General features: G+C 73.2%; 13 protein-coding genes. 6 read left to right on the top strand and 7 right to left on the bottom strand.

Annotated features, from left to right (window positions below):
- The first annotated feature begins 236 nt into the window (after window positions 1-236).
- The 5 genes from OG381_RS01975 (at window position 237) to OG381_RS01955 (ending at window position 5,659) form a co-directional block, all read left to right on the top strand.
- Window positions 237-1,103, top strand: coding sequence for a universal stress protein (locus OG381_RS01975; RefSeq protein WP_327714317.1), 867 nt, complete (start codon window positions 237-239; stop codon window positions 1,101-1,103).
- Window positions 1,104-1,105: 2 nt separating this feature from the next.
- Entirely contained in the window at window positions 1,106-1,867 is a 762-nt protein-coding gene (locus OG381_RS01970; protein WP_327714316.1) for an HAD family hydrolase, read from the top strand.
- Window positions 1,864-4,233 carry a glycoside hydrolase family 65 protein gene (locus OG381_RS01965; RefSeq protein ID WP_327714315.1) on the top strand — a complete coding sequence of 790 codons (2,370 nt, stop codon included), beginning with the start codon at window positions 1,864-1,866 and terminating at the stop codon, window positions 4,231-4,233. The genes OG381_RS01970 and OG381_RS01965 overlap by 4 nt, the downstream gene beginning before the upstream one ends.
- Before the next feature lie 127 nt (window positions 4,234-4,360).
- Complete coding sequence (locus OG381_RS01960) at window positions 4,361-4,633, top strand: SHOCT domain-containing protein (protein ID WP_327714314.1); 273 nt, start codon at window positions 4,361-4,363, stop codon at window positions 4,631-4,633.
- A gap of 45 nt (window positions 4,634-4,678) precedes the next feature.
- On the top strand, window positions 4,679-5,659 hold the full coding sequence (locus OG381_RS01955) for an Acg family FMN-binding oxidoreductase (protein ID WP_327714313.1): 981 nt from the start codon (window positions 4,679-4,681) through the stop codon (window positions 5,657-5,659).
- Window positions 5,660-5,671: 12 nt separating this feature from the next.
- Here the strand turns inward: OG381_RS01955 and OG381_RS01950 are convergent, their stop codons facing one another.
- The 7 genes from OG381_RS01950 to OG381_RS01920 all read right to left on the bottom strand — a co-directional run bounded on the left by OG381_RS01950 (window position 5,672) and on the right by OG381_RS01920 (window position 13,624).
- Window positions 5,672-6,847, bottom strand: coding sequence for an ABC transporter permease (locus tag OG381_RS01950; RefSeq protein WP_327714312.1), 1,176 nt, complete (start codon window positions 6,845-6,847; stop codon window positions 5,672-5,674).
- A complete protein-coding gene (locus OG381_RS01945; RefSeq protein ID WP_327714311.1) occupies window positions 6,844-8,010 on the bottom strand; it encodes an ABC transporter permease in 1,167 nt (388 codons plus the stop codon). The genes OG381_RS01950 and OG381_RS01945 overlap by 4 nt, the downstream gene beginning before the upstream one ends.
- A 6-nt stretch (window positions 8,011-8,016) precedes the next feature.
- Window positions 8,017-8,994: an ABC transporter ATP-binding protein gene (locus OG381_RS01940; protein ID WP_327714310.1), complete on the bottom strand. Its 978-nt coding sequence runs from the start codon at window positions 8,992-8,994 to the stop codon at window positions 8,017-8,019.
- 39 nt (window positions 8,995-9,033) lie between these two features.
- Window positions 9,034-11,367, bottom strand: a complete 2,334-nt coding sequence (locus OG381_RS01935) for a heavy metal translocating P-type ATPase (protein WP_327714309.1) — start codon at window positions 11,365-11,367, stop codon at window positions 9,034-9,036.
- A gap of 31 nt (window positions 11,368-11,398) precedes the next feature.
- Entirely contained in the window at window positions 11,399-12,265 is an 867-nt protein-coding gene (locus tag OG381_RS01930) for a universal stress protein (RefSeq protein WP_327714308.1), read from the bottom strand.
- Between the two features lie 192 nt (window positions 12,266-12,457).
- Window positions 12,458-13,117 (bottom strand): CBS domain-containing protein, encoded by a 660-nt coding sequence (locus OG381_RS01925; RefSeq protein ID WP_327714307.1) that lies wholly within the window; start codon window positions 13,115-13,117, stop codon window positions 12,458-12,460.
- Window positions 13,118-13,159: 42 nt separating this feature from the next.
- Complete coding sequence (locus tag OG381_RS01920; RefSeq protein ID WP_327714306.1) at window positions 13,160-13,624, bottom strand: cyclic nucleotide-binding domain-containing protein; 465 nt, start codon at window positions 13,622-13,624, stop codon at window positions 13,160-13,162.
- A 66-nt stretch (window positions 13,625-13,690) separates the two neighbouring features.
- On the opposite strand from OG381_RS01920, the gene OG381_RS01915 reads away from it, so the two are divergent.
- Window positions 13,691-14,110, top strand: a complete 420-nt coding sequence (locus OG381_RS01915) for a hypothetical protein (protein WP_327714305.1) — start codon at window positions 13,691-13,693, stop codon at window positions 14,108-14,110.
- Window positions 14,111-14,266: the final 156 nt, after the last annotated feature.

Below are 14,266 nucleotides of genomic sequence, written 5' to 3'. Positions count from 1 at the left end.
CATTCCGGAACCAGTCGAGAGACGGCCCGGCCGTACACGGAGGGCCGAGCGGCCGGATGGGAACCGTCCCCTCGGGGCCTCAACTTCAGCGTCCGGCGGATCGGGCCGGCGGCCCAGGGGCCGAACGTCCCGAGCCGGTGCCCGACGGCCTCTGCGGTCCGGGGCCAGGTGATGGGACCGTGGAGACAGAGCCGGGTGCCGCACGGTATGCGGTCCGACGAAAGGCGGTGGGGACGATGGACCTTCCCCTGGTCGTGGGAGTCGACGGTTCGGACGCGAGTCTCCTGGCGGTCGACTGGGCGGCGGACGAGGCGGCCCGCTGCGGACTGCCTCTGCTGCTGGTGTACGCCTCCTTGTGGGAGCGCTACGAGGGCGCCGTACGGCCCGACACCGGTGAACGTCCGTCCGAGCAGGTCATGGCGGAGACCATCCTCGCCACCGCCGCAGAACGTGCCCAGCGGCGCGACCCCGAGGCCAAGGTCTCCACACAGGTGGTGCCGGAGGAAGCGGTCGACGCACTCCTGCACGAGAGTCACCGCGCCTTCGCCCTGGTGACGGGATCCCACGGGCGCGGAGGGCTGACGGGTCTGCTCCTCGGCTCGGTCTCGCTGGCCGTGGCCGGACGCGCGCACTGCCCGGTGATCGTGGTCCGGGGCGGCGCTGCGGGCGACCGCGAACGGATCCTGCTCGGTGTGGGCGACCACGCCGCCGGCGGCGAGGCGGTGCGGTTCGCGTTCCGCGAGGCCGAGGCGCGCGGGTGCATGCTGGACGCCGTGCGAGCCTGGCGGCGTCCCGCGCACATGGCCGCGGACCATCTTCTGATCGCCGGTGAACCGGCGCATCAGCACGAGCGGCAGGCGTCGGAACTGCTCGACGCCGCACTGCGTGAAGCGGTTGCGGAGCACCCCTCGGTCCGGGTGCGCCGCACCACCGTAGAAGGGCGGGCCCGCGAGGCACTGCTGACCAGGTCGGGCGCCGCTGACCTGGTGGTCGTCGGAGCCCGGCGCCGACACGGCCACCATGGCCTCCAGTTCGGCCCGGTGACGCACGCACTGCTGCACCATGCCGACTGCCCGGTCGCCGTCGTACCGGAGGAGGGGTGACCATGGGCCGGTCCCTCGCCCCCGGGACGCTCGCTGCGGGCCTGCGGGACGTGCGTGCCGTCGTCTTCGACACCGACGGAGTGATCACCGACTCGGCGCGGGTGCACGCCGCCGCATGGAGGACGGCGTTCGACGCCCATCTGCGCGCCCACCCGCCCGAGCACCCGGACCAGCGCCGCCCGTTCGACGTACGGGACGACTATCTGCGCCATGTGGACGGCAAGTCCCGTCTCGACGGCGCCGCCGCCTTCCTCGCCGCCCGTGGCATCGACCCGTCGCCCGATACGGTGCGGGCCGTCGCCGCGGAGAAGGAACGCCTCTTCACCGAGCAACTCCGCGAGCACGGCGTCGATGCCTATCCGGGGACGGTACGGCTGGTGCGGGCCCTGCGTCGGGCGGGCGTGCCCTGCGCGGCGGCCTCCGCCTCCCGGCACGCCGGTGAACTGCTGGGCCGGGCCGGAGTACTCGACCTGTTCGACCTCCTCGTGGACGGTGGTGAGGCGGCACGGCTCGGCCTGGCCGGCAAGCCGGAACCCGATCTGTTCCTGGAGGCGGTTCGGCGGCTCGGTGTTCCCGCCCGCCGGGCCGCTGTCGTCGAGGACGCGCTCGCGGGCGTCGAGGCCGGCAGGCGCGGCGGCTTCGCCCTGGTGATCGGCGTGGACCGAGCCGCCGCCGAGGACACCGGCGCGAGACTGCTGCGGCACGGCGCCCACGTCGTCGTGAGGGATCTCGGAGAGCTGGTCACGGAAGGAGAGCCGACGTGACGGGATGGAGTTGGGAGTACGAGGGCTACACGCCCGCCGACGAACGCCTGCGCGAGTCGCTGTGCACCCTCGGAAACGGCTACTTCGCTACACGTGGCGCGCTGCCGGAGTGCGCTGCCGACGAAGTGCACTATCCCGGCACCTACGTGGCCGGCTGCTACAACCGGCTCACCTCCGAGGTGGCCGGACGGCAGGTGGAGAACGAGGACATGGTCAACGTCCCCAACTGGCTGCCCCTGCGCTACCGCCTGCCGGGCGGGCCATGGCTCACTCCCGACACCGCGACCGTGCTCGACCACCGGCAGATGCTGCACCTGTCCGCGGGGCTGCTGGAGCGCCGCACACGCTACGACCTCGGCGAGGGTCGTGAATTGACGGTACGTCAGCAGCGGTTCGTGCACATGGCGGATCCCCATCTCGCCGCCCTGCGCACCGAGTTCACGGCCGAGGGATTCTCCGGCCCGCTGGAGGTCGAGGCCGCCCTCGACGGCGGCGTCACCAACGCCGGCGTCCCGCGCTACCGGGACCTGGACGGCCACCACCTGACCCACGTCCACACCGGCACCGCCACCCCGGACACGGTGTGGCTGCGCTGCCGTACCCGCACCTCCGACGTCCGCATCGGCATGGCGGCCCGGCTCACCGTCGACGCCCCCCTCGCCGTGCGCCACGAAGTCCCGCGAGCCGTCCAGCAGGCGCTCCTGGACCTCGCTCCAGGCCGCACCGTCACCGTCGACAAGACCGTCGCCCTGCACACCTCCCACGACCCGGCGATCAGCGACCCGCTGTACGCCGCCGTCGACAGGGTCGGCCAGGCCCCGGGCTTCGACGACCTGCTCGAGCGGCACCTCACCGCCTGGGACCAGCTCTGGCGCCGTGCCGACCTCGACGTCCCCGGGGAGGCGGGCCGCATCCTGCGCCTGCACCTCTTCCACGTCCTGCAGACCCTCTCCCCGCACACCGCGGACCTTGACGTGGGCGTACCCGCCCGGGGCCTGCACGGCGAGGCCTACCGCGGTCACGTCTTCTGGGACGAACTGTTCGTCCTGCCCTACCTCGACCTGCATTTCCCCGAGGTGTCCCGCGCCCTGCTGCGCTACCGCCACCGGCGCCTCGAACAGGCCTGCACAGCCGCCCGCTCGGTGGGCCGCAAGGGCGCGATGTACCCCTGGCAGAGCGGCAGCGACGGCCGTGAGGAGACCCAGCAGCTGCACCTCAACCCGCGCTCGGGACGCTGGCTGCCCGACCACTCCCACCTCCAGCACCACGTCGGCTCGGCGATCGCCTACAACGTGTGGCAGTACTGCGAGGCCAGCGGGGACACGGAGTTCCTGCACACCAAGGGCGCCGAGATGCTGTTGCAGATCGCCCGTTTCTGGGCGGACTCGGCCGTCTACGACGACAGCCTGGGCCGCCACCGCATCAAGGGAGTGGTCGGCCCCGACGAGTACCACGAGGCCTACCCCGACGCGCAACAGCCGGGCCTGGACGACAACGCGTACACCAATGTCACCGCTGCCTGGGTGCTGGCCCGCACCCTGGAGCTGCTGCGTACGCTGCCGGAGCCCCGCTACCGCGAGCTGGTCGAGCGCACCGGCCTGGACGGCGGCGAACTCGAACTGTGGGAGGACGTCTCCCGCACCCTCCACGTGCCGTTCCATGACGACGTCATCAGCCAGTTCGAGGGCTACGGCGAACTCGCCGAGCTCGACTGGGAGGCCTACCGCGCCCGGTACGGCGACATCCGGCGGCTCGACCGGATCCTGGAGGCGGAGGACGACAGCGTCAACCGCTACCAGGCGTCCAAGCAGGCCGATGTCCTGATGCTCGGCTACCTGTTCTCGCCGGCCGAACTCCGCACGGTGTTCGGCCGGTTGGGGTACCAGCTCGACGAGGACACCTGGCGGCGCACCGTCGACTACTACCTGCGCCGCACCAGCCACGGCTCCACCCTCAGCGGCCTCGTCCACGGCTGGGTGCTGGCCCGGGACCGGCGGGCGGAGGCCTGGAAGTTCTGCCAGGAGGCCCTGCAGGGCGACATCGCAGACGTGCAGGGCGGCACCACCGGCGAGGGCATCCACCTCGGCGCCATGGCCGGCACCCTGGACCTGGTCCAGCGCGGACTGACCGGGCTGGAGACCCGCGGCGGCGCCCTGTGGCTCGACCCGGTGCCATTGCCGGAGCTCTCGTCGTACGGGTTCGCCCTGCGGTACCAGGGCCACTGGGGTGTACGGCTGCACCTGGAGCGCGAGCGGCTGGAGATCGCCGTACCGTCCTCCGACGCCTCACCGATCGACATCCGGCTGCCCGACCGGACGCTGAGTCTGCAGCCGGGGGAGACGGTACGGCTGTGGCTCCCGGACTGACCGCACAACCGGGGCCGAACGGCCCCGGAGGGGGGACCTGGCGGCCTCTTCTCGCCGGTCGTGCGAGGCCGGAAGCTGGTCCTGAAAGAAGTCCGAAGGCCGCCCTCGCCGCGCGAAGGAGCCCGAGATGTACTGGAACCGTCATGACATGAATGGCTGGGACTGGTTCGCGATGTCAGCAGGCACGACCCTGCTCTGGGCACTCCTGATCACCGTCGCCGTGCTGCTCTTCCGCACCCTGAACCGCACCCCTGAGCCCCCGCACCGCGAGCCCTCGCACCGCGAGTCCGCCGAGCGGTTGCTCTCCGAGCGGTTCGCCCGTGGAGAGATCGACGAGGAGGAGTACGGGCACCGCATGTCCGTGCTGCGCGCAAACGGAGTCGGCCTGACCAAAGCCTGACCGTGACCGGACGGCCGGCTCATCCCGCAAGGGGAGGTGCGCGCCATGCCGACGCGACCCGACGACAGGACGTACGCCACGGCCCTGGTGACCGCCGCCACGGCCGCGCCCTCACTGCACAACGCCCAACCGTGGCGGTTCCGCTACCTCCGAGCCGACCACGCCCTCGAGCTACGGGCCGACCTCGGCCGGGCGATGCCGCGCACCGACCCCGACCATCGCGCCCTGCACCTGGGCTGTGGTGCGGCCCTGTTCAACCTCCGCGTCGCCGCGGCCCACGCCGGAGAGCGGGCCGAGACGAGCCTGCTCCCCGACCCGGCGGACCCGCTGCTGCTCGCCACCGTGCGACTCGCCGGCACCGACCGGCCCGACCGCGACCTGGCGCTGCTCTTCCCGGCCGTCGCACGCCGGCACACCAGCCGGCACCCCTTCCAGGACGAGACGATTCCGGCCGACATCAGGGACGCGCTGTGCGACGCGGCCGAAGGGGAGGGTGCGCGGCTGCTGTTCCCCGAGCCCTGGCATGTGGAGTCCCTGCTGGACCACGTCCGTGACGTCGAAGGCCGCGACACCCTCGACCCCGAGCGGTTCGAGGACATACGACAGTGGACGCGCACGGGCGCGGAGGCCGCGGTCGACGGGATCCCGCAGGGCGCCTTCGGACCGCGCAGGCGCGCGGGCCGGGCCCCGGTCCGGGACTTCGCCGGCCGGCGGACCGTGCCGGGCCGCCCGGCGGCCGACTTCGAGAGCGCACCGCAACTGGCTCTGCTGGGCACGACCCACGACCGCCCCGAGGACTGGATGCGCGCCGGACAGGCCCTGGAACGCGTCCTCCTGCTGGCCACCCATCACGGCCTGGCCACGTCCCTCACCTCGCACTCCCTGGAACGGCACGACCTGCGCGAGCTTGCCCGGGACCCCGGGTCGGCCATGGGGTTCGTGCAGATGGTGCTGCGCCTCGGATACGGTCCTTCGGGGTCCGAGACCCCGCGTCGCGCGGTGTCTCAGGTCCTCGAGATCGTCTGAGCGCGCCCACGATCACGCCGCGGAAGCGGCCGTCAGCCGCCGCCGCAGGAGCACGGTCGCCAGGGCGAGCAGCACCGTGGCGAAGCCCGCCAGCACGGCCAGCTCGCGCAGGATCGACGTCAGATCCCCGTTCCTGGACAGCAGGGTCGTCCACGCGTCGACGGCCCACGCCTGCGGTACCGCGTGGCCCGCACTGCGCAGCCAGTCGGGCACCAGCGCCAGCGGCCACATGCAGCCGCCCAGCATGCCGAGGCCGATCCCGAGCGCCGGGCCGACGGCGTGCACCTGCTCCGGCGTACGGAACACGGCACCGGCCAGGACACCCGCCCCGGTACCGACCAGCGCCCACACGGCGACCAAGACTCCGGCGGCGAGCGGGTCGCCCCAGGCGACGTCGAAGGCCAGCGCCCCGATGGCGACGATCAGCAGGGACTGCAGCAGGGCCAGCAGGAGATATGCGACCGTCTCGCCGAGCACCAGGGTGCGGGCGGAGACCGGCGCCGCGAGGGCGCGGGCGTACACCCCGGTCCGGCGGGTCTGCACGATGGCCGCGCCACCCGCGAGGGCGTTGATGAACACGAACAGCACCAGCATGGTCGGCGTGCTGTAGCCGTAGCCCAGCGGCAGATAGTCACTCTGCCCGTTCACGGTCTCGGTGCGCACCGCGATCGGTGAAGCCGCCCGTTCGGCGCCGCGGGCCAGCGCCAGGGTGTCGTCGAAGTCACCGGCGGTCTCCTCGGCGGCGAAGCGTGCCGCCTGCAACCGCGCCGCGTGCTCGGCGACGACGGCCGACACCGACGACACGGCGGCGTGCCCCGCGCTGCCCGACGGCTCCACCAGCACCGGCACCATGACCGCACGCCCCTCCCGCACGGCCGTGTCGAGCCCGTCGGGCACCACGACCACGGCGTCCAGCTCGGCCCGGCGCAACGCCGAACGGGCGTCCGCCGCGGTCTCGTAGGTGCGCGTCCGCAGGCCCGGCGCCTCCTCGATGCCGGTGACCAGCTCCTCGGCCACGGGGCCCGACACGGCGGCCGGGACGAGGCCGACGCGGAACTGGTCGAAGCCGCTGACCGTGACCCCGATGACGACGATGATGGCGACCGGCAGCAGCACCATGAAGAACAGTGCCGTACGGTCCCGGAACGCCCGCGCGACGGTCGCCCGGGTCACTGCGAGTGCGGTCATGTCGGCCTCCTCAGCCGAAGGAGCAGAGCCGTCACCGCCGCCACGGTCGCCGAGAACGCGGCGATGCCCAGCAGCGGGGCACCGACCGCGGCCCAGCCGCGCACCCCGGTGCCCAGGTCGGTGAATCCACGCAGAGCCCACCCGTTGGGGGTGAAGAGCGTGAGCCGGCGCATCAGGGACGTGCCGGAGGCGAACACGAAGTTGCCGCCCAGCAGGACGAGCGCGAACACCACGATCGACGCCAGGCCCTCGGCCTGCCGTTCGGTACGGGCGATCGCGATGACGAACGCCGTCAGGCACACCACGGAGACCGCCATGCCCACGCTGAGGGCGGCGACCCCCACCGGATCCGCCCAGCGCGCGCCGAACGCCAGCCACGACACGAGCGCGACCGTCACCAGGCCGGCCAGGCTGTAGACGAAGGTGGACAGCGACTTCCCCAGCAGCAGCGCGCCCCGCCCGACCGGGGCCGCGGCGATCCGGTCGAGGGTGCCTTGCTGCTGTTCGATGAAGTAGCCGCGCGCGCCGAAGCCGACGCAGAAGAGCACGAAGAACATCCCCATGCTCGGCCCGAAGTAGCTGATGACCTTCAGCGGGTCGTCCGCGAGCCCCTGCGCCCGCACTTGCTCCGGCAGCCTCAACAGGGCCGCCCTCGCAGCGAGTTCGGGGACGTCCTGGTGCGGAACGCCCGCCGCGACGGCCGTGGCCACGGACAGCCGGTCGGCGTTGACCTGCGCGACGTACGACTCGGTGACCGCCCGCGCCAGCTGCGCCTGCAGGCCGAAGTCCACGCTGTCCAGGACGGTGACCGGCTGTGCGGTCCCGCCGCTCAGCGCCTCGGTGAACCCCTTGGGGACGACGATCGCCGCGTGCGCCCGGCCGGCGTCCACCGCCCGGCGCGCCGCGGCCTCGTCGCCGTAGGAGTGAACCCGTACGGTGGCGGAGAGTTCGGGGCTCTTCAGCACCTCGGTCAGCCCGGTGGCCGCCGCGCCGCGGTCCAGGTCGACGACGCCGATCTCGGCGCGGAACTCGGTGTTGTCGCTGAACGCCATGGCCATCAGCCCGGAGATCAGCACAGGCGCCAAGAACACGATCACCCAGGCCGAGCGGTCGCGCAGACGCTGCCGCAGATCCTTCGCGGCGATGGCGAGAAGGACACGCACGACCGCTCACTCCCTCAGCGCAGTGCCGGTGAGATGGAGGAAGACCGCCTCCAGGTTCGGTTCGTCGATCTCCACACTGCGGATGTCGACATCCAGTTCGTGGGCGAGGTCGAGCAGCTGCGGCAACAGGCTGCGCGCGTCCTTGACCACCACTTCGACCATGTCTCCGTGGTCCCCGGTGCGCGCGGCGCCCTCGACCCGGCTGAGACCGCGGCACGCCTGCGCGTACGCCGCCAGATCGCCGACGGCGGTCAGCCGGACCCGGTCCCGCTCCGCCACCAGGGCCACCAGCTCACGCGGGCTGCCCTCGGCGACGAGGCGGCCGTGGTCGATGATGCCGACCCGGTCGCAGAGCCGCTCGGCCTCCTCCATGTAGTGCGTGGTGTAAAGGACGGCCATGCCCTCCTCGCCGAACCGGGTGACGCTCTCCAGAATCGCGTGCCGGCTCTGCGGATCGACGCCCACCGTCGGCTCGTCCAGCACCAGCAGCGTCGGCGCGTGCACCAGCCCGGCCCCGATGTTGAGGCGGCGGCGCATCCCGCCCGAGAGGGAGTCGACTCGATCGCCGGCCCGGCCGGTGAGGTCGATGAGCTCAAGGACCTCGTCGACCCGGTGCTCCAGACGGCGGCGCGGCAGCCGGTACAGGCGTCCGAAGAAGCGCAGGTTCTCGCGGACACTGAGATCCGGATAGAGGGCCACGTCCTGCGGGACGAAGCCGATGAGCCGCTTGGCAGCCCCGGCGGCCGTCGACACTCGGCGGCCCGCCACGAACACGGTCCCGGCGTCGGGCCGCAGAAGTCCGCACACCAGCCGGATCGTCGTGGTCTTCCCCGCGCCGTTCGGTCCGAGCAGGCCGTACGTCTCACCGGGAGCGATGGCCAGGCTCACGTCGTCGACGGCGGTGCGCTCGCCGAACCGCCGGACCAGGCGCGCGCAGGCGAGCACGGGCGGTGCGGTGTTCGCGTGTCCCGGGGGATCGTTCATCGTCGTCTCCTCGATGGGTATGGCCCGGCAGGGGCGCGCTCAGGGGGCGAGGGAGAAGTAGTTCTCCTCCTCCTGGACGAAGTGCAGTCGCAGCACGGTGTGCAGCCCGTAGAGGCAGGCACGCAGATCGTCGAGCTGTTCCGGTGCCGGGCCGCCGTCGGCCTCGGCGAGCGCGAGATGGACGGCGATCCGGCGGGCGAGCCGGTCGATCTCGGCATGGGCGCGGCTCATGGTGGCGGTCGCCTCGGGGCCGCCGAGCGCGGTGGCGAGGGCGGGATACAGCTGGTGTTCCTCGGCGTGCTCATGCGGCAGCAGCCGTTCCGTGAGCAGCAGGTGCACCCCGCGCACGGCCGCCAGGGCCTCGGGGCCGGTGCTGTCGCACAGGCGGTCGGCAGCGGCGCGCACGGACCGCAGGACGTCCTGCAGATCGTCGTGCTCGGCCGCGAAGCGGTGGATGAGGGCCTGAGTGTCTGGCCGCAGTACCGGACGGGCCGCCCGGTCGTCGCGCAAGGCGCGCAGCGCGTTGAGGATGACCGCGACGTCGATGCCTTCCTGGAGCAGGGCGCCGGCGGCCGGCGGGAGCAGACCCGCGGCGGCCGCCGCCATCGCGGCGAGCGACATCAGCATGCCGCCGAGCGCGCTCTGCACGGCGATACGCCGCGACCGTACGGCGATGGCGACCGCGTCAGCCAGGCGGTCCACCCGGTCGGTGGTCAGTACGATGTCGGCCGCCTCGGAGGACGCGGTCGAGCCGCGCGCGCCCATCGCCACGCCGATGTCCGCGGCGGCCAGAGCGGGGGCGTCGTTCACCCCGTCGCCCACCATGACGGTGACCGCGTGCTCGCGTTCGGCGCGCACCGCGGCCACCTTGTCGCAGGGGGAGAGCCCAGCGCGCACCTCGTCCAGACCGAGGACGGCGCCGACCTCGCGGGCCGGTTCGGCGCGGTCGCCGGTGAGCATCACCAGCCGGCGGATGCCCGCCGCGCGCAGGCGGCGCAGGGCACGCGGCGCGTCCGGACGCAGCGGATCCCGCAGCAGCACGGCGCCGGCCAGTACCTCGTCGACAGTGACCCAGGCGACCGCCGCCCCGTCCAGCAGAGCCTGGTTGTCCACCGAGCGCGCCCAGGGCGGCCGCTGCGCGCCGTCGTCGAGCCGTCCGATGGTGATCCGGCGTCCGTCGATGGTCCCGGTGACGCCCCGGCCGGGTTCCTCGGACACCTCCGCGGCCACGGACAGGCGGGCCCGGCGCTCCCGGGCCGCGTCGACGACGGCCTGCGCGAGCACGTGCGGCGAGTACTGGTCCAGCGAGGCGGCGAGCCGCAGCACCTCCGCCGGGGTCCCGTCCGGCGCGGCGATGACGTCGACGACGCGCGGGTGACCTCGGGTGAGGGTGCCCGTCTTGTCGAGCAGCAGGGTGCGGGCCCGCCCGAGGTTCTCCAGGGCGGCGCCGTCGCGGATCACCACGCCCAGCCGGGAGGCCCGCGACAGCCCTGAGACCACGGCCACCGGAGCCGCCAGCAGCAGCGGACACGGAGTGGCGACCACCAGGACCGCCACCGCGCGCACGGCGGAGCCGGTCACCAGCCAGGCCAGCCCGGCGACGGCCACGGCGAGCGGCAGGAACCAGGCCGCGTACCGGTCGGCCAACCGCACCAGCGGCGCCGACTCCGCGCCGGCCTGCTGGGCCAGCCGTACGATTCCGGCATACGTGCTGTCCTGCTCGGTGGCCGAGGCATGGAGCTCGAAGGCGTTGCCCGCGTTGACCGCTCCGCTGCGCACGCTCTTGCCCGGCGCGCGCCGCACGCTGAGGGGCTCCCCGGTGAGGACCGACTCGTCGAGCACGGCCGGGGCACCGGACACCGTGCCGTCGACCGGGACGACCTCACCGGGCCCGACGACGAGCAGGTCGCCGACCCGGACCTCGGCGAGCGGCACTGTGGTCACGTCGGTGCCGGTGCGGCGCCGGGCGGTGCGGGGCGCGTGTTCGAGCAGTGCGCGCAGGTCGCGGGAGGCCCGCCGCCGCGCGGCCGCCTCGAGGGCGCGGCCGGTGGCGAGCATCAGGGCGATCAGGGCCCCGGCCAGATACTCGCGCACGGCCAGGGTGCCGCCGAGCGCCAGGACAGCGATCAGGTCGACGCCCGCCTGCCCGCGCCGCAGGGCGGCCAGCACCCAGCCCACAGCGGGCACGACGGCCGCGACGGTGCCCAGCGCCCAGCACAGGTCCGAGAGACCGGGGGCGCCCGCCAGCCAGGAGACGCCTCCTGCCACCAGGGCGACGGCCGTGACGGTCAGGAGTGCCGACTCGGGCCACGGCACGGCTGAACGTGCCGTGCTGACCCGCTGAGGTGGACCGGACGGAAGACTGCGGTGCATGACGGTCCTCCCCCCGGCCACTGCTGGCTGCTCAGTCGTGCGGAACGACGGCGACGGGGCATGGCAGGTGGTGCAGCACCGCGTGGGCGACGGGACCGAGCTTCCACGTGAGGTGGGACGGGTGGCGCCGACGGCCCACGACGGTGAGGCCGCTGTGCGCGGACGCGGACAGCAGCACCTGTGCGGCGGGGCCCGTGGTGACGTACTCGACCACGGGGATGTCGGGGAACTTCTCGCGCCACGGCAGCAGCGCGTCGGTCAGCCGTGTCCGCTCCGCGGTCGCGAAGTCCTCGTCGACCTCGGTGAACAGCGCGGACAGGGGCAGTGCCCGGACCACGCGCACCCGGGCACCACGCGGCCCGGCCGCGCCGAAGGCGAACTCCAGCAGCGGTTCGGCGGTCGGTCCCGTTGTCTCCAGACCGACCACGACCTCGTGGCGGTCTGCTGCGGCAGGGTGCTCCTCGCCCGCTGCGACGGCGGGATCACCCGCGCGGACGGCGACGGCCGGACACGGGGCCAGGCCCAGGACGTGAAGACTGATCGTGCCGAGCAGGAAGCTCGCCACGGAGCCCTGGCCACGCGAACCGAGGGCCAGCATGGACGCGTCCCCGGCGCGCTCCAGAAGGGTCTGCGCGGCCGGTTCCGAGACCAGTTCCGTGGTGAGCTGCAGTCCGGGGTGGCGGCGGCGCAGTTCGGTCGCGGTTCCCCGGAGGAGGTCTCGGCCGTAGCGCCGTTTGGCGTGTGCCTCCTGCGGTATGGGCAGGTCCAGCGGCTGGGTGGTCCAGGAGTGGACCAGCAGCACGGGCAGGCGCCGGTCCGTGGCCTCTCGGGCTGCCCACCACGCGGCCGCCATGCTCGCGGGCGAACCGTCGAGCCCGACGACTACACGTCCGGTCATGACACACCTCCGGAGTCGGGGCGGCAAACCGCGAGGGCACTGCCGCGCACCTGCTCCCCCTTCTGCTTCCAGAATTCACCCGCAGCACGGTCGGCACGAGGGCCTGATGGGGCGCGCACAGGGCCGTACGGCCCTGTGCGGGGAGAGCTTCGGTGAGGGTTGCCGGATCGCGGGGCGGCACATGTCCTTGGCTCAAGCCGTGGGATGCCCTGGGCCGTCCAGCTCGAACTCGATGTCCACGACCCCCTCGACCGCCCGGGTCAGCCGCGCCGCCACCGGTACCAGGGACGTGTCGCGGACCCGGCCGCCCAGCTTGACGACTCCCTCCCGCACCTCTACCCGGACCGCCGACTCCGGGGCCGGGAAGAGAGGGGCGACGACTTCGCGCCGGACCTCCCCGGCGATGTCCTCGTCGTCCCGCAGGAACACCTTGAGCAGGTCCGCGCGACTGACGACACCCTCCAGTCGGCCCGACTCGCCGACGACGGGCAGGCGCTTGACCCTGGCCCGCGCCATGGTCCGGGCGGCCTGGGCGAGGGTCTCGCCGGGCCGGACGGTGAGTGCCGGGGAGGTCATCAGCTCGCCCGCGGTCAGCGAACCGGCCTTCGCCAGGTCGGGCAGGCGGCGCAGTTGCGTGTACCGGTCCGGGTCACTGTCGCGGAACTCCTCCTTGGGCAGCAGATCGGCCTCGGAGACGATGCCGAGGACCCGGTGGCCCCCGTCCACCACGGGCAGGGCGCTGACCTTACGGTCCTGCATGATGCGCACGATGTCCTTGAAGGCCGCGTCACGGCCGACGGTGGCCACGTCGCGGGTCATCACGTCACTCACGATGTGCGGGGAACCGGGCACTTGGAACTCCTGGGGCGATGGGGGCGGCACGATGCGGGGCGGTCAGCCCCGGACTCCGCTGCCGTAGGGGGCGTACAGATCCAGCAGGCGGACACGGGCCGTCTGCAGCCGGTGGGCGACGATCCTGCCCACCCACACGGCGACGTTCCGGCCGAACTCGGGGTCGTCCTGGCACATCGCGCGGACGACCGTGGCGTCGAACTCGTAGGCCCGCACCGGCGAGGACGCTTCGGCGCCCAGGTGCCAGAGGTGCGGGGTGAACAGCCAGGACCAGCCGAGGAGTTCGTTGTGCCGGAGGGTCTCGATGACGGCGGCCCGGCGGCCGGGCACGCGTATGTCCAGATCGACCGTCCCGGTACGGATGATCCAGAACCGGTCGGCGCGTGCGCCCTCCTCGAAGAGCCGGGCACCCTGCGGGAAGGACACCTCGCGGGCGATCCCCATGAGCCGTTCCCGGTGTCCGGCGGGGAGTGCCCGCTGCATGCTCGTCGTTGCGGGAGCGTTCATGGCGTGCCTCCAGTGCGGCGTACGGAGCTACCACCTCCATCGTGGCGGCGCGGCACCGCAGGGACCATGGGCCACCCGGCCCCGAGGCCGGGCCGATCGGCGGCCCGGCCCAGCCCCTCGGCGGCCTGCGTTCCCTGTCGGCGGGCCATTCGATGGCAGGAGGCCCGCTCGGCGGAAGGGGACCTCGCCGCCGCCCGGCCGGCCGAGGTCCTCGTAGCGGACCTCCTGCTCCTCCTCACCGAGGTCCCGGACCTCTACGCCGGCTACGGCATCCCCGATCGGGAGGCGGTCCTCGACCTCACGCCCACCGAGCCGCCCGGCTGCCCGACAACTCGATGGGTCCCCAGGGCCGAGACCGCCGCCCGGTTCGTCGAGAACACCGGCGGACTCGCCGTGATCGGGGCGCTCGACGCCGTGTACGAGATCGTCCACGGCCGCTCCGGGACCCTCGTACGGGCCGAGCTCCCCGTCGTCCGAGGCGCATGACCGCTCGCGGCACCACCTGTGCGACGGGGCCACGGCCATCGGCGGCGTCGGCGCGATCAGCTTCCGGACCATCCGGCTCTCTCGCGTCGTGCGGCGGTGGGGCCGGTCGGCCCCGCCCGGGGACCTGCGGCCCCTGTGGAACCGGCGCTCGTCGCC

Source organism: Streptomyces sp. NBC_00490, from assembly GCF_036013645.1.
Lineage (GTDB): Bacteria > Actinomycetota > Actinomycetes > Streptomycetales > Streptomycetaceae > Streptomyces > Streptomyces canus_F.
Note: the sequence above shows the minus strand (reverse complement) of the source record. Positions and strands in the feature narration are given on the sequence as shown.